Genomic DNA, 18,223 nt, shown 5'->3' with positions numbered 1-18,223 from the left:
ATACAGGCTCCGCCTTCTCAGGAGTTGGAGCCTCCGACAATCCCGGGGCGGTTCAAGGCGCCAACGGGCACACGCGCAAGTCCTACGATATAATCGAATCCTTCCGCGACATCCTCGGCCGCACTGTCGGCGAGGCACCGGCGAACTACGCGCGCGGCGAACTGGTGCGCGACAGCGCCATGGACTTGGAGACGAACAACTCGCTGGGCCTGGCGCGCGAGAACTCGCTGTCGATGGATGCCGGGCGCATTTCGCGATCGGCGGTGGTCAAGATGGCGCAGACGTTCCGCACCGGCACCAACGACATCGATGCCGTCGACTATGTCGACATGTTCCTCGACGACCATGACGAGTTGAACGCCGAAGCGCTCAACGAGACTTATGTGCTGGTAAACTTCCGCCCCTGCGTGACGAACAAGAACTGGCGGATGGATTGCGGCGTCGCTGGATACGATAACCGGACAGGGCTGCCGCCGTTCTTCCCGACCCGCCTCCGGTTCGAGGACTATATCTACCGCCTCTGGATCCAGCAGCCGAATATCGCCGCGGCACATGTCGATTCCGCCCAAACCCACATCAAGAACAATTACATGCGCAATCCTCTTCCTTCGGAGGTGTTCAACGAGGCCATTTGCCATCTGCTCAAGCGCAAGTTCCGCGAGAGCCTGCGCAAGACTGACGATCTCAGTATCGCGTTCGACTATGACGGTGCGGTCTCGCTCCAAGACACCGAGGAGATGCTCGATGTCGCCCGCGCAATCCACGCCCGCGTGGTTACCGCCGTACAGATTGCGCGTACTGAGGAGCGTCGCGAGGCCCTCGGCCATTTCGCCGTCAATCTGTCCCGCACCTTCTACGACTTCGAGCCGGACTTTTTTCAGCAGAATGTCAGCCGTCTGGTGGATGACGAGGTAGGCCTGATCAAGTCGGCACTCGAAATTTGGCCGACACTGCTCGAGATCGTCTATTTCAAGAAGAACTGCAGGCAGCTCCCTGTCAGGCGCGTGCGAAATGGGCAGCGCGGTAGCCCCCGCACGGCGAGGGCTGCCGCATGATGTCAGGCGGGGTTCTTATCCTTCTGTTTGTCGGCGTGCTCGTAATCGCCGCGCGGCTGTTCCTCCGTCCGGAACGACCTCCACCCGTGCTGCCTGACGACGGACCGACGGAGGACGAGACCGTAAAGCGGCTGTCGCGCACGAGAGCGACTCAAGCACTTTCGACACCAAGCGAACATCCTACGGCGGCCCAGGCTGAACATGCGGTTCGTCGGAGCGAAGGTGATCGTCCATGACTTGCCGCACTTCCCTCGCGCTCGCGCTTTTCAATCTGTGCCTCTTGAGCTGGATGGCATGGAGGTTTCGCGACAAGCTGCGGTGACCTGACTCGCGTCCCGGAGGGAGAGTTTCAATGCCTGATCTTGAACGCGCGATCGAAGCAGCGGCTCGTGCCCTTTGCCGTCTTGATGGGCATCCCGAGAATATCACGTTCGAGGGAAAGCCGATGTGGAAGAGCTATCTCAGCGGCGCCAGGACGGCGGTTGAGGCGGCGCTACCGCACATCCGGTCTGCCGATGATCAAAGCCCATGATCACCGCGGCCCTGGCGGAGCGCGGTCCTGTTAGTGGAAGTCATGGCTGCGGATGCGCAGAACCTCGGCTTCGTTGATCGCAGTTCCGAACGGCGGCGAGGCGAGCGTGCGGGCGCGCGCGAAGTACGGGTCACGCGGATCGGGGCCACCACCGCTCTTCGCTCCGTCGCCATGGCCGGCCGGAAAACGGAAGTCCATGCGGCCAACGGACCTCAGCAACTCGTCGTGGTCCGTGATGCGGTCGCAGATGATGTGGATGACCTCGCCCTCCTTCTGCAGCCGACCGCGCATCGCGATCATCGATGCGGACATGACCGGGCGCCGGTAGATCTCGAACCGGTCAGGCCACAGGATGCCGTTGGCGATGCCGGTCTCGTCCTCGATCGTCACGAACAGCACGCCCTTGGCCGAGCCGGGGCGCTGGCGCACGAGGATGACGCCGGCGACCTCGACATTGCGCCCGTCGCGGATAGCGGCGAGATCGGCGCACCGCACGACCTTCATCCTATCGAGCTGGTCGCGCAGGAAGCTGACGGGATGCCCCCGCAACGAAAGCTGGGTCGAGCGATAGTCCTCGACCACCTCGCGGCCGTCGGTCATCGGTCGGAGAGCGACCACGGGCTCCAAGCCCTCCGGCGAGAATTTCGCTTCCCGCTCGTCAGCCGCGGCGAACAACGGTAGCGGTGCCTCGCCGAGACCCTTTACCTTCCATAATCCCTGGCGCCGGTCATGCGCGATGCAGTGGAACGCGTCGGCCTCTGCGAGCCGTTCGATCGCGGCGCGGGGCACACCGGCCCGGCGCCACACCTCCTCGACGCTCTCGAATGGCGCCGGCCCGCGCGCGCCGACAATCGCCGCGCCATGGACATTGGCGAGCCCGCGCACCTGCCGGAACCCGAGCCGCACCGCCCTGTAGCCGCCGCTGCCGTGCTCGAGCGTGCAGTCCCAATGACTAGCGTTGATGGACACCGGCCGGACCTCGACACCATGCTTACGCGCGTCGGCGACGATCTGCGCGGGCGCATAGAACCCCATCGGCTGAGCGTTGAGCAGCGCCGCGCAAAAGACGTCCGGATGATGGTGCTTCATCCAGCAGCTCGCATAGACGATCTTGGCGAAAGAGGCGGCGTGGCTTTCGGGGAAACCGTAGCTGCCGAACCCCTCGATCTGCTTGAATGTCCGCTCGGCGAAGTCCCTGGGATAGCCGCGCTCGACCATTCCGCCGACCAGCTTGTCATAGAAGTGGCTGACGCCACCGGTCAGCTTGAAGGTCGCCATCGCACGGCGTAGTTGATCGGCTTCGGCCGGGGTAAAGCCCGCTCCTACGATGGCGACCTTCATCGCCTGCTCCTGAAACAACGGCACGCCCAGGGTTTTCTCGAGCACGGCGCGCAGCTCGGGCTTCGGATATTCAGGCTTTTCCTTGCCCTCGCGGCGGCGAAGATAGGGATGGACCATGTCGCCCTGGATCGGGCCAGGCCGGACGATGGCGACCTCGATCACGAGATCGTAAAACTCCTTGGGCTTGATCCGCGGCAGCATCGACATTTGCGCACGGCTCTCGATCTGGAAGACGCCGAGCGTGTCCGCCTTCTGAATCATCGCATAGACGTCGGGGTCGTCGTCCTGCAGGTCGGCCATACCAATCTCGATGCCCTTGCAGTCCCGCAGCAGATTGAAGGCGCGATTCATGCAACCCAGCATGCCGAGACCCAGCACGTCGACTTTCATGAATTTCAGCTCGTCGATGTCGTCCTTGTCCCATTCGATGATCTGCCGGTCCTCCATCCGGGCCGGTTCAATCGGCACGAGATCGTCCAGCCGGTCCTGCGTGAGCACGAAGCCGCCGGGATGCTGCGACAGGTGCCGCGGCGTACCGATGAGCTGGCGGGCGAGGAGCAGGGTGAGCTTCAGCCGATGGTCCTCGGCGTTGAGGTTGAGGCTGGCGATCTGCTCATCGGTGATGCCGTCGACCGACCAGCCCCAGACGAGGCCGGTCAGCAACTTGGTAAGATCGCGAGGGAGCCCCAGTGCCTTGCCGACTTCTGCCACCGCGCCGCGCGTTCGAAAGCGGGTCACGACGGCAGTCAGCGCCGAGCGGTCGCGGCCGTAGGTCTCATAAATCCATTGGATGATCTCTTCGCGGCGCTCGTGCTCGAAATCGACGTCTATATCGGGTGGTTCCTTGCGCTCGCCCGACACGAAACGCTCGAACAGCAGCTCATGCTTGATCGGATCGATCGACGTGATGCCGAGCAGGTAGCAGACACAGCTATTGGCGGCCGACCCGCGGCCCTGGCACAGAATGCCGCGGCGGCGGCTTTCCGCAACGATCGAGTTGACGGTCAAGAAATAGGGCGCGTAACCGAGCTGATCGATCAATCGCAGCTCATGGGTAATCTGATCGCGATAACGTTGCGGCAGGCCCTCGGGAAATGCGCGGGCGGCCGCCTCCTCGGTGAGAAAGGTCAGCGCCTCCTGAGCGCTACGGCCGGCCATGGCTTGCTCATAAGGATATTGATACTGGATTTCGCCGAGGTCGAATGTGCATTGCGCGGCGATGTCGGCGCTTGCCCGAATGGCATCGGGAAATGCTGCAAACCGCCGTTCCATTTCCTGGGGCGACTTTAGGTCACGATCCATGAACCGCTCGCGGCGGAAGCCGAGCGCGTCGATCGTGGTCTTCTCACGGATCGCGGTCATCACGTCCTGCAGCGGCCGCGCCGCCGGTGTGTGGTACAGCACGTCGCCGGTCGCGACGCTGCGCGTGCCGGTGCGCCGGGCCAGCTTATCCAGTTCGAACAGGCGCTGGGCATCATCGGGGCGGCGACGCAGTGACAGGGCTAAATAGCCACGCGGCCCGAACGTCTCGTGCAGCTCGGCGAGTTGCCCGGCGGTGGTGTCGTCGGGCACGTCCGGCACAAGGACCGCGATCAGTCCCTCGGCATGCGCGACGACATCGCTCCAGTCGAGAATGCAGCAGCCCTTGCCGCCGCGCGCCTTGCCGACCGAAAGCAGCCGCGTGAGCCGCGGCCACGCCGCCCGATCTGTCGGATAGACCAGCAACGCGCGGCCATCGGTCAGATCGAGCCGCGCTCCGGCAATCATCCGGACGCCGGTCGTTTTCTGGCCGCGCCAGCCGCGCACGACGCCGGGCACGCCGCCCCAATCGGTCAGGCCCAGCGCCTTGTGACCTAGCAGCGCGGCGGCCGAGAACAGCTCCTCCGGCGAAGACGCGCCGCGCAGGAACGAGAAATGGCTCGTGACCTGAAGTTCGACGTAGGTCGCCATCAGCCGAACAGCCCGTGCATGTACCAGCTCAGATCGCCGGTGCTGCCTTCGACGCCATCGCCGCGACGGAACAGCCAAAAGCGTTCGCCGCCCTCAACCTCGACCCGGAAATAGTCGCGGACCGCCCACATTTCGCGCTCGGTTCGCCACCATTCGCCGTGGATGCGCTCGGGGCCATCGCCGGCGACCACGCGATAGGGCTGGCCGCGCCAGACGAACCGGCGCGGCGGATGATCAGGGAGCAGCGCCACGACGCTGGACAGCAGCTCAGGGCGGCGCAGCAGTCGCGCCGGCCGCTTCCACTTTGGCCAGCCCGCCGGGCACGCCAGCGCGGCGGCGCGCAGCGTGGCGCGCTCGGGTACGTCGCTTTCCTGCGCCCCGATGCGGAACAGCGCTCCATCACCAGCGCGGACGGTGAGCTGGTCGACCAGCGGCGCCAGATCGGGAACGCGGGGCTCGGCAAGCCCAGCGCCAAGCGACACGGGCATCAAATCCTCGACCCGCGGTGCCGAGAGCGACATCGCCTCGATACCGAGATCGGGTTCGATCCGCTCGACCCGCATGGCGAGCATCCGCTTGAGATGCTTGGCCTCCCGCGTCGCCTTGGCCGCGCCGAGCCCGATCCGCTGTTCGACTCCATCGACGCGAACGCAGGTGAGAACCGCAGCCCTCAGACCGAGCCCCCGCGCCTGCAGCACGCAGACCAGATCGTCGACGAGGTCACCGATGACCTGCGTGAGCGTTTCGGCCGTGCCGATCGGTTCGAGCAAGCGGCGCTCGACGCGCGGCACCTCAAACGGCATCACCGGCACGATCGGCTCGGCCACCAGCCCGCGCGCCTGGTCGAGTCGGGTGACGGTCTTCATGCCCAGCCGCCGGGCAAGTGGTCCGCGCGCGATCGGATAGAGATCGGCCACCCGCTCCAGGCCGAAGCGTGCCGCAGAAGCCAGGGCGTCGGGCTCAAGCCGCAGCGCCGCCAGCGGCAGGTCGGCAATCGCCTGGGTCTCGGTGCCGGGCGGGAGGATGGTGACGCGTTCGCCGCCGTAGCGTGCGAGCGCATGCGCCGCGCCGGGCGAGCCGGCGATTGCGATGGTCGCTGTAAATCCGAGCCGGTGCAGGAAGCGGAGCAGCCGTCGGCAGAAGCGCTGCTCACCACCGAACAGGTGGGTCGTGCCCGTGAGGTCGAGCCACAGGCCATCGGCTCCGGCGACACTGGCGGTCGGTGTCCAGTGCCCGACCGCATGCAGCGCGAGGCGGTCGAGCACGCCGCGATCGTTCTTGGGCTCAGCGTCGCGCACATCGAGCTCGGCGACGAGCGCGCGGGCGTGCGCGGCTGCCATGCCGGGGCGTAAGCCGAGGTCCAGCGCTTGCGGACAGGCGGCGGTGACGACATCGCGCTGGCCGACACGTTCGACCAGGATGGTCGGCCGCGCCCATGTCCCGATGAGGGCGGCAGCGACGGGCGCATCGCCGCGCACGCCTTCGTCGGGCGGCATTGCCTTGAACGGATTGTCGGCGGCCTCGCTGCGTCGTCCCATCTCGCGCATGGTCGGCCGCTTGTGCGCCGGGAGTGCACCGCTCTCGCCCTGGCTAGGCTTGTCAGGCAGCGCGCCAACGCGCGGCCAGGTTGCGCCGCCGTGACCGGCGAGCGCCCATCGCGCGCCCGGCCGCCAGCCGCCGCCGCGCGGCACCGAGCAGGCGCCGGGATCGTCGTCGACCGGCGCTCGAGGTTTGGGCTTTGATGGGGCCGGCAGCGCCTCAGGCGGCTTGGCTGGCCGCTCCAGCCGTCGCAGTCGCTCTATGGGCAGTTGCGGCAGGTAGAGCGAGGCGACCCTGATCATCACATGCGTCGAGTTCGAGGGAAAAAGGATTGCCGTTCCGCTGGCGGACCAGCTCGACGAACCAGCGGGCGCGGCCGACCCCGGGATAGGGCAGCCGCGCCGACGACGCACAGCCGATCCGCCAGCGCGTCATCGCCGACGAGGGCTGATCGAGCGGGCATCGGTCGCGAGTGCGGTGTCGGCGGTAGAGCAGCATCGGCGTCTTGCCGTCCGATGCCGCAAGCTGGAGGCGGCGTGTGGCGGTCTGATCCGCCGCCCTGACTTCGGCGATCACGCAGGCGACCGAGCCATCGCGCAGAGCGTCCTCTGCCATCGCCAGCACCTCGGCCTCCTTGCGGCCTTGGGCATAGAGGATGCGATCGGGGCCGAGCCCGACCTGTTCGAGGCCGGGCGCGTACAAGTCGAATTTCGAGAGCGCCCACAGCACGGTGAAGCCGGGTTGCGATGCGAAGCGGGCGGCGATACCCGCTGCGAACAGCGTCGCGGCAGCGTCGTCACTCAGCGACGGCCGCGCCGGCGCGATCTCGTGGAGGCCTGCACCATCGAGGCCGTGATCGGCTAATCGGTCGTCGAGCGCCGCCAGCCCGAACGCCAGCGCCGGCCCGTGCCGGCTCTGGGCGTGCGCAAGCTGTGCGCGAAGCGCAGCGATTTGATCGGCGCGCGGCCGATCGAGAGGTGGCGGTTGGGCAAACATCGGGCACGCTAACGACTCATTTGTTCGCCCTATGTTCCCCCTCTATCCGATCTTCGTCAAGCAGAGTCAGACGCCGCCAAGCAGCCGTAGCGTCATCTCGTCACGCTTGCCGCCGAACCAGCGGTCGAGTGCCGCCGCCAGCAATGCCGCCGGCCGGGCTGCCTCGAACAAGGTCAGCGACGAGCGCAGCTTCATCGCGTCGACTTCGCCGAACACCCCTACGGGGTCGCTGGTCGGCAAATCCTGTAGCGCGGCCACGCACTCGAGATAGCGCGCTCCGAGCACCGGATGATCGAGATATGCGGCCGCTTCATCGGCCGAGCGGATGCCGAAATGCTTTGCTGCTGAGCTTCGACCGAGGTCGGCGAGCTGCGGGAAGATGTACCAGATCCAATGCGAACGCTTGGCGCCGCGACGGATCTCCGCAAGCGCGCCGGCATAGGCCAGTGTCTGTGCTTCGACGAAACGGTCGAGGGAGGTCGCGCCGGGCATCGTCAGAGCAGTGCCGGCTCGCTGGGCGGGAATACTCGCGTGACCGTCAGGGTGCCTTTCGGAAGCGCGGTCAGCACATCCGATGCCGGCACCGACGGGTCCAACCAATCCGCCCATTGATCGCGCTTCAACGGGATGATCTGGCGATGATGATACGGCCTCACGTCCTCGCCCGGCTCCATCGTCAGCATGGTGAAGGCTTCGCCGGCCTGGGAGTGCGAGCGCCAGATGCCGGCTATGCAGAACCAGTCATGGTCGTCCATCGTGAACAGCCACTTGGTTTTCCGCTTCTGGCCCGGCTGGGGATCGGTGAATTCATAAAAGCCATCGGCCAATATGAGGCAGCGACCGCTGGTGAATTCGCGGCCCTCCGAGCGGAAATTATAAACCGGCCTGCCGCCTTGGCCTGGCCAGCTCCACTTGCGGTTGACCAGCTCGCCAGCGCCGCGCTCGCCTTCAACGCTGCGCACGATCGGCGCGGTATCGTTGATCTTGATATCCTCGCGTGCCGGCACGTTCGGCGTGCCTTCGGGCATTTTGATCTTGATCTTCAGATCGTCGAAATCCTCGGCGATCGAGGCGATATCCACCTCCAGGCGATAATCGTTGCACACCGTTCGTCAGCCTTCCTTGCGGCGCTTTATCGTTCCCATTGTGTTCTCTGGCATGGAGCCGCCAACACCTTTCGATCCGGACGCGCCGCTGGGCGCTCGCCGCGCCATCATCCGGCGAAATCCGGACGATGCCAGCGAAATCGAGATGGTCGAGGCGACCTGGGGATCAAACCCGCGGTTCAGCGACGGCGACAGCTACCGCTTCGTGCGGGCGGAAGGGCGGACGTTCCCGGCCCATCGCTGTCTGATCCCGGCAAGCGAGTTCCATATGACCGTCGGACGGAAGCGCTACCGCGTCATGCTCGACGGCGGCAACCACTTCTATCTCGCTGCGGTTTGGGAGCCGCCGATGGGCGATTGGCCGCTCTGCTATCGTGTCGTGACCGTCGCCGCGAACCCTGAGGTAGCGCGCTACCAGGAACGGCACGGCGCGATCATCCATCGCCGCCAGGTGATGCAGTGGCTCGACCATAGCATACCGGAGATCGATCTGCTTGAGACGCCTGCGGCGCGAACGTTCCTCATCGAAGAGATCGGAGCGGGACCGGTCCAGGAGATGCTGGCGCTGTAAGCGTGGTTGATCGGCTGCGCGCGGCTCGCATCCCGAGGCATCGGTTCAGCGTCTAAGGCAGCGGCGTTGCACGCGCCTGCGCCGAGAGGATCGCAGCCGTGTCTTCCCCCTGCCCTCGCCTCTTGATCTGGTTCAAATCGCTTCCAAATCTCGGCGATAAGCTGAGCCTGAAGCTAGCCGCGACGAAGCGAAAGGAGGTATTCATGTCGCAGCCTGTTTCCCGATATCTCCATCCGTTCGAGGTTGCGGGGCACCCGACGCTCGAACCGGAGGTGAAGCGCGCCATCCTCGCGTCCTGGGCATCCGATCGCGTCGCGGTCGAGGGCCAGCCGGCGCTCCGCCGGCCGCCAGGGGCCCGGCAGCCCGTGTCCGTCGACGAGATACTGGCCGCCCTACAATCGTTGGACGGTGAGGATGCAAGGCCGACCTTGCAGTGAAGCGCGGTCCGCTTAGGCGCTGGCGCGAGCGGGGCGGACGGGTCGTACGCGTCCTGCTGCCCTTCGAAGATATCATGGATGTCGCGCTCGCGCTCCTCGCACTCACGCCGGATGAGCTTGCCGCGCTGGGCTGGAGCTTCGCCGCCCGCAAGCGTCTGCTCGAGCACTTTCTCGTAGCCGGCAAAGAGGCGGATGCGATCGATCCGTCCGCGCTGGACCGGACGATCCTGACGTTGCGCCTGCCAGTGCGGGATGTGCGGCGGCTCCAGGATTTTGCGCGCCGCGAACTCCCCAAAGTGGCGAGCCGGGCCGCAGTGATCGATCGACTTGAAGCGGCGCTCGATGCCGCCATCGGTGGGGAGCGCTGAACCGCGCCGGCTCGGCGGGTCACCTCCCCTTCCCCTCGGCGGCAAGCAAAGGCGGCGGGTCGCCGATCTTGACCCGGGTCTTCAACGTTCCATCGGGGCGTCGATGCAGGTCTATCCCCCCGAAATGCCGTCGCGTGAATGTCATGAGCTTCACGACGCTTTCATAAGTCGTCGATGGTCCGAAGAACTTCACGGGTCCATGCCATTTGTCGCCCTCGATGACACGCATCCGATAGGTGCCAGGCGGAACCGGGACAGTGACGTCATCGTCGCCATGAACGTAGACTGAGATGACGTGGTGGTCGGATCCGGGGTCGAACAGTTGGACGACAGCATTGGCCGATGCCGTCACCACCCGCATGCGCGATGTAGCATCGTGCGGCTCTATGGCCGCGTTCACCGTGACGCTCCAGAGGGCGGAAAAGGCAAGGCTGCTTCCCGATCGGGGAGCCAGCCACTGCGCCTCGCTTCCCGGTACATCGGTTAAAGGAAGGAGGCGGCGGACAGCAGAATGATCCACTTCTGCATGGGGTGGGGACCGAACCGCACCTTGCGGCCCTTCTGATAGTCGAAACCCCGGTTGGTACCATCGAACCACGGGGCGCCTCCGAAGCGTCCCTCCCTGCGCCGCCGTTCGCGCATATAGTCCCTGTCATCGAGGCCCACGGCAACCCTCCCGTGGTGAGGTTCGGGGGACACGGCCGCAGCCGGCGCGCTTCGATATCGGCAGAGGCGCGGGGCGCATGCAAAAGGCTGCCGTCCGGCTCCAGTGGATGCAAGGGTGCCGAAGCAACAGGATCGCGGGGCCGGGCCCACCCATCGCCTTCAAGTGTCGCTCCGATGGCATAGCGCGTGGCCGTGGGCGCGGAAGCTCAGGGGTCGCGGTAGGCTCGCGAAAACTGGTGCGCCGAGCGGGGAGCTTCGCCGGCGCCGGCCGCTGATCAAGCATCGCCCGCCTGCCGGTCTTCAGCCGCCGAGATGCTCGTTCTCGACTGAAGGAGGGGCGCGAGCGCGAGCCGGACATCTGGAAGGGCCGGCTTGGCCCGGGCCGGAATGCGGATCGTCGTGTAGCCCGCGCGCTGCGTCATCGCATCGCGTTCCCGGTCGCGACGCGCGACGTGAGAGGAATCGTCGACCTCGACCAGGGCGACGACGGATCCGCTCAAGCGATCCTGCACGACGAAATCGACAATCTTTTGCGAGAAGCTGTTGCGATCCGCCGCGCTGGCCTTGCGTCCATCGCGGCGGGGTGCCCGCAGGAGCGCTCCCATGGATACTTGGGCGTGGATGCGATGGCCGGGCAGTATCTGCTCGATCGCGGCCAGCATGGCCTCCTCCCTTTCGGTTAGGAACTGCCGCGCGACCGGTTCTGCTTGCGCTGGGACCGGCTCGGGCTGACCATCGGGACGCGACGAGCTGCTGTTGAGCAATATCAGCAGCGCGAACGCGCAGCCGAGGAATATGATCATCGCGAGGGACGATCCGATGAGGCTGGGCATATGTCAGGCTCCCTCATTGTGGGCGATGTCCAGGCGCAGCCGCGCCCGCTTTGAAAGTCAGCTCCAGCCGTCGCGGCGGCCCTCGCCGCTGTCCTTGAGCCCGCGCCGATCGAGGCTCGAGCGCCGGATCTCCAGTTCGACACCGTCCCGGGTGTCGCGCGTCCGGATGTCCCGCGGATCGACATCGTTGCGCTTGGCAAAATCCTCGGCGGCCTTGGCGCTGCCGAACTTGCCCACCTCGTCAAAATCCCATCCACTCATCGTCGTCTCCATCATCAAGCTCCGGCGTCCGGCCGGCCGGTCTTCACAGGTCGAGCCCCAGGCTCCGTTCCGGCAGCGGCGGCAGAGCGTCGCCACGGTCCGGCTTGAGGTCGGGCGGTGACTTGGAAGCGCCGGCAGCAGCGGCGGCGGCGCCTTGCGTGTGGGCCGGGGACGGCAGCTCACCCGGCAACGGCGGCAGGTCCGCCAGGTCGACCGGGCCGACATGAAGCTTCTCGCGGGGTCCGCTGCTCTTGCCGCGTGTGCGTTCGTGATCAACGTCGAGGCGACCGACGGTTTCGAGTGCCGACGTCTTGTTGCCCGGATTGTTGTCGAGCTGGCGCTCGAGCTTCTCCTTGTCGTCGACCACCATCGTGAGCTCATCGCGCACGCGCGTGACTCCGACATTGAACAGGCGCTGGCTGGAGAGATGGCGCTCCTGGCTCGACATGACGGTGATTGCCTTGTCGGTCGTGATGCCCTGCGCCATGTGCATGTTGAGCGAGTAGGCAAGGTCGAGCCGCGACAGCATCGGGTCGCCGAGATCGAGCGTCAGCCTCTCCTTGCCGGCGGTCTCGACGGTCACGCCCTCGGCGTCGACCGCGAGCACCCGCGCCAGCGCCGAGTTGTGGAGCCCGCGTTCCTTGTCGTTGGCGGTCCAGCGGATGCGGTCGCCCTCACGCAGGTGGAGATCCTTTTTCTCGCTGAGCTGCAGCCGGTCGCGCTTTTCGGTCGGCGACAGCTTCTGCGGATCAAAGCGTATGGACCGGTTGCCGAGCTTCAGGTCGACCTTGCCGTTCGGGTGGACCTTGGCGACGTCATAGCGGCCAGCGGCCAGGCCGACGTCCTGGCCGCCGCCGCGGCCGACCTCGAGCGTCTGCCCGGCCTGATAGGTGGCCGCATAGCGCAGCTCCTCGCGCGTGGTGTTGACGCGCTCGTACACCGTGAGGTGGATGCCCTCCCCTCGCACGCTGCCTTCGGTGGCGAGGCCGGCCTGGATCCGCTGGTTGATGACCGCTCGCGCCGCGCGCCCCGACGCGAACACGGCCGTCGCCTCGCGATCGGCGGCGGAAAGGCCGAGCCACATCTCGGCCGCATGGAGCGCCGGACTCTGATGCTCGACGACGCTTTCGCCCAGCGCCTTCATCGCTTTGGACGCTTCGCCGAGGTTGGCGAGCGCCGCGACGGTGCGGAGCTGATCCGTGCGCTGCCGGATATTCTCGTCCATTCGCGCCATCGTGCCTCCACCCGCCTGGATGAGCGCGAACGACTTGCCGGCGTCGATTGAAGAGAGCTGCTGGCGGTCGCCCACGAGGACGAGCTTGTCGACGCCGAGCGCGGCGGCGATCTGGTGGAGCTTGAGCATGTCGTCGGACGAGACCATCGAGGTTTCGTCGACGATGAGCATCGAGCCGGCGAGCGCGGCGCGGGCTTCGTCGTATGCGGGCCCCCCGGCCTGAACGTGGCGCTCGTTGGCGAGGATGAACGAGGCGATCGTCTGGGATCTGATCCCTGCCCCTTCCGCGAGATCGGCGACCATCTTGTTCTGGAAGGCCAGGCCCACGACGGCGCGGCCCTCGGCTTCCGCGACACGCGCAACCGCCTGCAGCATGGTCGACTTGCCGGCGCCGGCGATGCCCTGGATCGCGACGGTCCTGTCCTCAGAGGAAAGGATCAGCGCGGCCGCGCCGAGCTGGCCGGCGTTGAGCTCCCTGTCTGCGACCGCCTGGAGCCGCCCTGGAGCGTCCTGCGCGGCGAGGATGGGCGAGGCGAGCCCCCTGCCCTCCTCGACTGCCCCGAGGATCCGTTCCTCGGTCAGAAGGGCTTCCCGGGTCGTGACCATCCGCGGGTGCGTGTCGCCGATCCGCGCATCGCCCGCGATGAGCTGGCCACGCCCGACAAGCTGCTCGATCCGCCGCTCGACATGGTCGACTGTCACTCCCTTCAGCCCGAGGTCGAGCGCGGTCTTGCCGAGCTGGTGGACACTGAAGGCGGCTTCGCGTTCGGACAGCATCCGGACGGCGGAGGCGACCGCCAGTTGCGCGCGTGCTTCGGCCGGCGAGGTGGTCACTCGCGCAAGGCCGCGATCGACGAGAGGATCGTGCGCGCGCAGGGCCGACCCGAGCTTGTCCCATGCCGTCGACACCGCTTCCGATACGGCGCGGTAGCCGCGCTCGAGCGCGCTGCCGGGATCGCGTTGCGCCGCCCGGGCGAGGGCTGCGTCGAGGAGCGACTTGCCGTCGAAACCGAGCGCTGCCGCCTTGTCGATCCATGCCTGCCGCAGCGCCTCGCGATCCTCGACGTTGAGCTTGGGATCGCGCGTGTTGGTGGTGACGCCGTCCCGCCCCTTGGCCGATACAATGCCGAGCTCGGCCGCCTTTTCGAGTATCGCCTCGCGGCGCTGGCTGAACGCGTCGAGCACCGGCTTGGGCACGCCGGCGATCTCGAACGTGCCGTGCTTGCCCTTGAGCTCCACCTGGTAGCCGAGCTTCTCGAGCTCCTCGCGCAGGAAGGCATGGTAGATCGAGCCGATCACGGAGTTGTTCGACCAGATCTTGTCTGCGTGGAGCGCCTGCCACTTGCCGTCGTTCATTTTGGTCAGGTTGGCGATGACGGCGTGGACATGGGCCTGCGGGTCGAGGGCGCGGCTCGTGTCGTGTTGGAAGAGCGCGTAGACGAGGTTTCCGCTCCGCATCGGAACCTTGCGGCCTTCGATGTCCTTGCGCCCCTCGGCGAGGTTGCTCTCTACCCAGGCCATTGCGCGGGTCACGGCTTTCATGTTGGCGCCGTCGGGACCGAGGATGCGCTTGTCGCCGGCGACATAGGCGAGCACCGAAACGGATTTCGGGGCCGAAAAGGTGAGATCGACTCCGGCCCGCCGGTTCTCGACCTGGGCGACGGCCTCGCCGCCCGGCAAGATGCCGTTGAGAACGCCCTCGAATGCCTCCTTCGACACCTCGCCCGAAAGGCCGAGCGCGGCGGAACCTTCCCCGCCCCAGGCGCTGATCTCCGACGAGCCTTCGACCGTGTAATAGTCGTCCTTCGCGAAGTAGCCGGCGGCGCCGGACGCGGAACGGACCGATGCGACCGAGAGCATGGGTCAGATTCCCATGTCTGCGCCGTCATGATCGCGGCTCGCGGAGAAGTCCTGCCGCAATTCGGCGAGCGTCTGATCCTCGGGCGTGGGCGCCGTTCGGCCAGCGCGACTCTCGCGGCGATCGTCACGGCCTTCCGTTGGCGCCTGCGCCTGATCGGGCGCATTGCGGACCGCCTGCGCCCGATCGGCGGCGTGCGCGCGCGGAGCTTGCTCCTCGCCGCGATCCTCGGTGCGCTCGGCTGGCGGGCGGCTCGCTTGGTTGTGCTCCTCCGTTGCCTCCGCGGAAAGGATCCGCGCGGCCATTTCCTTGGCGATGTTGACCGGCTCGACGGCCCCTTCCACGACCTGGCCGGCGCCATCCCGCCCGCCCGCGTCGCCCTCCCCGCCATCGTCGAACACCTCCTCTCCGCGCCTTGACCGGACCGGCTGAAGGTCGGGTCGCGGCAGGAAGCCCTCGGCGACCTGCGGATAGTCCTTCCAGAGGAGTTGGATGCGCGCGGCGGGGAAGCCGTCGGGGAACTTCACAAAGCCGTGCATCGACGGCAGGTTCGTGATGTCGTCCGCGATCACGAGCGGCTCGACCTGTTTCCTAGGAGTCAGTGTCGAGGCGTCGCGGGTGTTGTTGTAGCCATAGCTATAGGCTTCATCCATCTGCCGCACTTCGCGATTGCCGATGTAGCGCGCGCACTGCTCGGCGGTGTCGAGATCGGCCGTCGCAAGGATCAGCTTGGAACGTGCCAGCGAGGCGAGGTTGCGGGCGCCTTGCTCGCCATAAACCTCAATCAGTTTCTCGAAGCTGTGAATGCCGAGGATCATGGCGCCGCCGAACGCGCGCGCGGTCTGAAGGCCGTTCTCGATTGCCGGCAGCTTGTGCAGCGCGCCGAGCTCGTCGAACATGAACCAGGTCCGCAACTCGCGCGTGCGCGGCATTGTCATGAGGCGGTTGATCGCGAGGTCCATCCAAAGCGTCAGCAGCGCCCGGTTCATCGGCAGATCGACGTAGTTGGAGGTGATGAAGAGGATCGACCCGGGCTGCTTCTCGCCGGTGATCCAGTCCCGGATCGAGAACGGCTCGCCCGTGTCGGGAAGGAAGCGCAGGACCTGCGCATTGGTGTTGAAGACGGCGCGGATCGACTCCGCCATGCGCGCCGCTTCGGGCGCGGTCAGCGGGTCGGCGATCGTGTTCTGGAGGAAGCGATGGACCCGCTTCAGATCGGCGGTCATCAGGTTCTCGGAGAGCGCCAGGTTGGTCGTCTGGCCCCGCTCGACCAAGCGGATGCACATCTCGATGAACAGGGTCCGCGCTGCGAGCGCCCAGAAAGGCTCGGACGAGCCGCCATCGGCGGGGATGAGAGCGGCGGCGGCGGCGGTGAACTCGCTGTGCGTGCGGCAGTCCGAAAAGATCGACCATGCAGGGCAGCGACGGTCCATCGGATTGAGGATCGTGTCACGTGCCGGGTCGTAGAAGGCCTCCACATAGGCACCGGTCAGGTCGAAGATCACGGCGCTGTCCTGACGCTCGCGCATCTGCCGGACGAGGCTCCGGAGCTCGGTGGTCTTGCCCGAGCCGGTCGTACCGATCAGCATGGTGTGCGACTGCTCCATCCGGTGCGGAAAGGGGATGCCGGCGAGCGTGTAGGGATGGTGGATTCCGGCGCGCTTGCGCGCCGTGAAGGGAAGCGCGAGCACCTGCTTGGGCGACTGGCCCGGGAAGCATTTGCGCACGTCCATCTCGAAGGCGGCCGCGTTATGCTGCGAGACCTCGGCAACGAGGACCTCGCGATCGACCAGCATAGCGCCGCGCTCGTGCCGCTCCTGCAGGATCGTCTTGCCACGGCGACGCGAGAGATCGACGAACCAGATCGACAGGGGAACGGTGAGGAACACCGAGAAAAGCAGTGCGCCGAGAAGGCCGCGCATGGCGATGCTCCAGGCCCGCTGGACCTCGGGCATCAACGGGACCACGGCCATGATCGTGCGGTGGAGTTCGCCGCTCGGAAGCCTGACGTTGACGCGCTTCGTCGGGTCGAAGCCGACCCATTCCCAGAGCATGGCGTAGATCTTCATGCAGACGAGTTGGAAGCCGTGCTCGTCCAGTTTGAGCGACATGATCACGAACCAGGCCGCGAGGAACACGAAGAACCAGACGACGAAGGGAAGTTTTGCGCCGGCGAACCACATCAGCAGCTCGTGGGTCAGGAGCTGGCTGCCGCGGGTGAAATTGCCCGAGTTGCGTTGGACTTTTCCGCGTGCGGAATGGTGGGTCAGCGGGATCGGCCGGCCGTCGGTGCGGATGTCGTTACGCGCCATGGTATTGCTCCAGGCGCTTGTCGGCGTTGGCGATGATCCGGTCGCGGAACTCGGGATATTGCTCGCTGATGATGACGTCGAGCGCAAGCTGCATGAACTCGCTGATGCGCGCGAGCCGGCGATGGCTTGACGTGAGGAGCGTGGCGGTGCCGAGATAGGCATCAACGGCCGCCCGGATCACCTCCGACGGATTGCAATTCTGCTCGGTAGCGAGCGCGAGGATGCGATCGTGCTGCTGGCGGTTCAGCCGAACCGTGCAATGCCTGGTAGTGGACAAACCAGCCTCCTAGCAGAGAGGCTGGTGGGGATTGAAAGAGGCGACGAGCCTTATAGTCGATCGCCGCACTCAGCGCAAAGGGTATTGCCGTCGCACGGACTGCGTGTGACCGCGTGGGACGCCTAAGCCATTGGAATAGCTGGGATCGGACCTAAGCGCCGAACTGTCCCACGGCGTGGCACTCACCAGATTGCTCGTAAGCCATTGACATACCCCGGAAACTTGCACCGCTAGGTGCGTAGGGTGTGCTAGAATCTATCAGGATTGCTCCAGGTCCCCAAGCGGTCCTGGTGATCGTCGTTCAGGGGTGGGTCCCGGCTCCGGCCGGGAATGGAGCCGCGCGTCGCGCGGAACCGGCGCCGCCGCGAACGGCTGGCGCGAAAGTGGGAAGCTGCGGCCTGCGTCGCCAGCTGTCCGGAACGTCCGCGGCTCGGATATGAAGGCCGAACCCGATCGGCAGGGATCGTCACCCGAATGGGCGAAGACGACGCGTGCGGGCTTCGTGAGCGTGTCTTCGACACGCGAGTAGAGCCCGTGCGGCGGCGCCGGAAGGTGCCGCCGAGCCGCCCGAAACATGCCAAGCCCCTTGAATGCGTGATCAACGCGCTTCAACAATAGGCCGCGTTCACGGCCCGATCAGCTTTGAACAGCGAGGCCCTTATGGCACGGACTTTGGAACAGGAACGACAGGCGCTCGAGGAAGAGGAGCGCCGGTTGGCGGAGCGCCGCGAGCAGCTCGCGAAACGCGAGCGCGAGGAGGCGATCAGGACGATCGAGAAGGCAGGGTTGCTCAGGCTCCCCGCCTCTCGCCTGGAAGCGCTGACCAAACGTATCAAGGCGCTCGGAATCGAGGAAGTGGAGCGGCGGCTCGCGGCCTGAGCCGGACC

General features: G+C 66.2%; 17 protein-coding genes. 6 read left to right on the top strand and 11 right to left on the bottom strand.

Annotation, left to right across the window (positions count from 1 at the left end; translation table 11 throughout):
- Positions 1-1,055 (top strand): hypothetical protein (locus AX709_RS05160; protein ID WP_066547553.1); only part of this gene is annotated, 1,055 nt, incomplete at its 5' end.
- Positions 1,056-1,407: 352 nt separating this feature from the next.
- Entirely contained in the window at positions 1,408-1,587 is a 180-nt protein-coding gene (locus tag AX709_RS18540; RefSeq protein ID WP_156454163.1) for a hypothetical protein, read from the top strand.
- Between the two features lie 30 nt (positions 1,588-1,617).
- On the opposite strand, the gene AX709_RS05150 is transcribed toward AX709_RS18540, so the two are convergent.
- The 5 genes from AX709_RS05150 to AX709_RS05130 all read right to left on the bottom strand — a co-directional run bounded on the left by AX709_RS05150 (position 1,618) and on the right by AX709_RS05130 (position 8,441).
- Entirely contained in the window at positions 1,618-4,878 is a 3,261-nt protein-coding gene (locus AX709_RS05150; protein WP_066547548.1) for an error-prone DNA polymerase, read from the bottom strand.
- The gene (locus AX709_RS05145; protein ID WP_082731634.1) at positions 4,878-6,719 is read right to left on the bottom strand and encodes a DUF6504 family protein; all 1,842 of its coding nucleotides are present in this window, start codon (positions 6,717-6,719) and stop codon (positions 4,878-4,880) included. The genes AX709_RS05150 and AX709_RS05145 overlap by 1 nt, the downstream gene beginning before the upstream one ends.
- Positions 6,637-7,413 carry an ImuA family protein gene (locus AX709_RS05140; RefSeq protein ID WP_156454162.1) on the bottom strand — a complete coding sequence of 259 codons (777 nt, stop codon included), beginning with the start codon at positions 7,411-7,413 and terminating at the stop codon, positions 6,637-6,639. The genes AX709_RS05145 and AX709_RS05140 overlap by 83 nt, the downstream gene beginning before the upstream one ends.
- Before the next feature lie 66 nt (positions 7,414-7,479).
- Complete coding sequence (locus tag AX709_RS05135; protein ID WP_066547546.1) at positions 7,480-7,905, bottom strand: DUF1810 domain-containing protein; 426 nt, start codon at positions 7,903-7,905, stop codon at positions 7,480-7,482.
- A gap of 2 nt (positions 7,906-7,907) precedes the next feature.
- Entirely contained in the window at positions 7,908-8,441 is a 534-nt protein-coding gene (locus AX709_RS05130; RefSeq protein WP_443026197.1) for an SOS response-associated peptidase family protein, read from the bottom strand.
- Positions 8,442-8,511: 70 nt separating this feature from the next.
- On the opposite strand from AX709_RS05130, the gene AX709_RS05125 reads away from it, so the two are divergent.
- From AX709_RS05125 to AX709_RS05115, 3 genes are all read left to right on the top strand, one after another.
- Positions 8,512-9,090: an SOS response-associated peptidase family protein gene (locus tag AX709_RS05125; protein ID WP_231727428.1), complete on the top strand. Its 579-nt coding sequence runs from the start codon at positions 8,512-8,514 to the stop codon at positions 9,088-9,090.
- Positions 9,091-9,293: 203 nt separating this feature from the next.
- Positions 9,294-9,527, top strand: a complete 234-nt coding sequence (locus AX709_RS05120; RefSeq protein WP_066547556.1) for a hypothetical protein — start codon at positions 9,294-9,296, stop codon at positions 9,525-9,527.
- A gap of 74 nt (positions 9,528-9,601) precedes the next feature.
- Positions 9,602-9,895, top strand: coding sequence for a hypothetical protein (locus AX709_RS05115; RefSeq protein ID WP_231727427.1), 294 nt, complete (start codon positions 9,602-9,604; stop codon positions 9,893-9,895).
- 19 nt (positions 9,896-9,914) lie between these two features.
- Here the strand turns inward: AX709_RS05115 and AX709_RS19100 are convergent, their stop codons facing one another.
- The 6 genes from AX709_RS19100 to AX709_RS05085 form a co-directional block, all read right to left on the bottom strand.
- A complete protein-coding gene (locus tag AX709_RS19100) occupies positions 9,915-10,295 on the bottom strand; it encodes a hypothetical protein (protein WP_231727426.1) in 381 nt (126 codons plus the stop codon).
- A gap of 541 nt (positions 10,296-10,836) precedes the next feature.
- The gene (locus tag AX709_RS05105; RefSeq protein ID WP_066547538.1) at positions 10,837-11,394 is read right to left on the bottom strand and encodes a DUF2726 domain-containing protein; all 558 of its coding nucleotides are present in this window, start codon (positions 11,392-11,394) and stop codon (positions 10,837-10,839) included.
- 57 nt (positions 11,395-11,451) lie between these two features.
- Complete coding sequence (locus tag AX709_RS05100; protein ID WP_226998467.1) at positions 11,452-11,667, bottom strand: hypothetical protein; 216 nt, start codon at positions 11,665-11,667, stop codon at positions 11,452-11,454.
- A gap of 31 nt (positions 11,668-11,698) precedes the next feature.
- A complete protein-coding gene (gene mobF / locus AX709_RS05095; RefSeq protein WP_066547535.1) occupies positions 11,699-14,749 on the bottom strand; it encodes a MobF family relaxase in 3,051 nt (1,016 codons plus the stop codon).
- 3 nt (positions 14,750-14,752) lie between these two features.
- Entirely contained in the window at positions 14,753-17,059 is a 2,307-nt protein-coding gene (locus AX709_RS05090) for a type IV secretion system DNA-binding domain-containing protein (protein ID WP_066547531.1), read from the bottom strand.
- Positions 17,049-17,336, bottom strand: a complete 288-nt coding sequence (locus AX709_RS05085; protein WP_030541282.1) for a hypothetical protein — start codon at positions 17,334-17,336, stop codon at positions 17,049-17,051. Before AX709_RS05085 ends, AX709_RS05090 begins: the two co-directional genes overlap by 11 nt.
- A 672-nt stretch (positions 17,337-18,008) precedes the next feature.
- Here AX709_RS05085 and AX709_RS05080 point away from each other — a divergent pair.
- Positions 18,009-18,215, top strand: coding sequence for a hypothetical protein (locus AX709_RS05080; RefSeq protein ID WP_425424059.1), 207 nt, complete (start codon positions 18,009-18,011; stop codon positions 18,213-18,215).
- The last annotated feature ends 8 nt before the right edge of the window (positions 18,216-18,223 follow it).

Source organism: Sphingomonas sp. CCH15-F11 (genome assembly GCF_001557005.1).
Lineage (GTDB): Bacteria > Pseudomonadota > Alphaproteobacteria > Sphingomonadales > Sphingomonadaceae > Sphingomonas.
The sequence above is the reverse complement of the archived record's forward strand: the minus strand, read 5'-3'. Positions and strand labels throughout refer to the sequence as shown.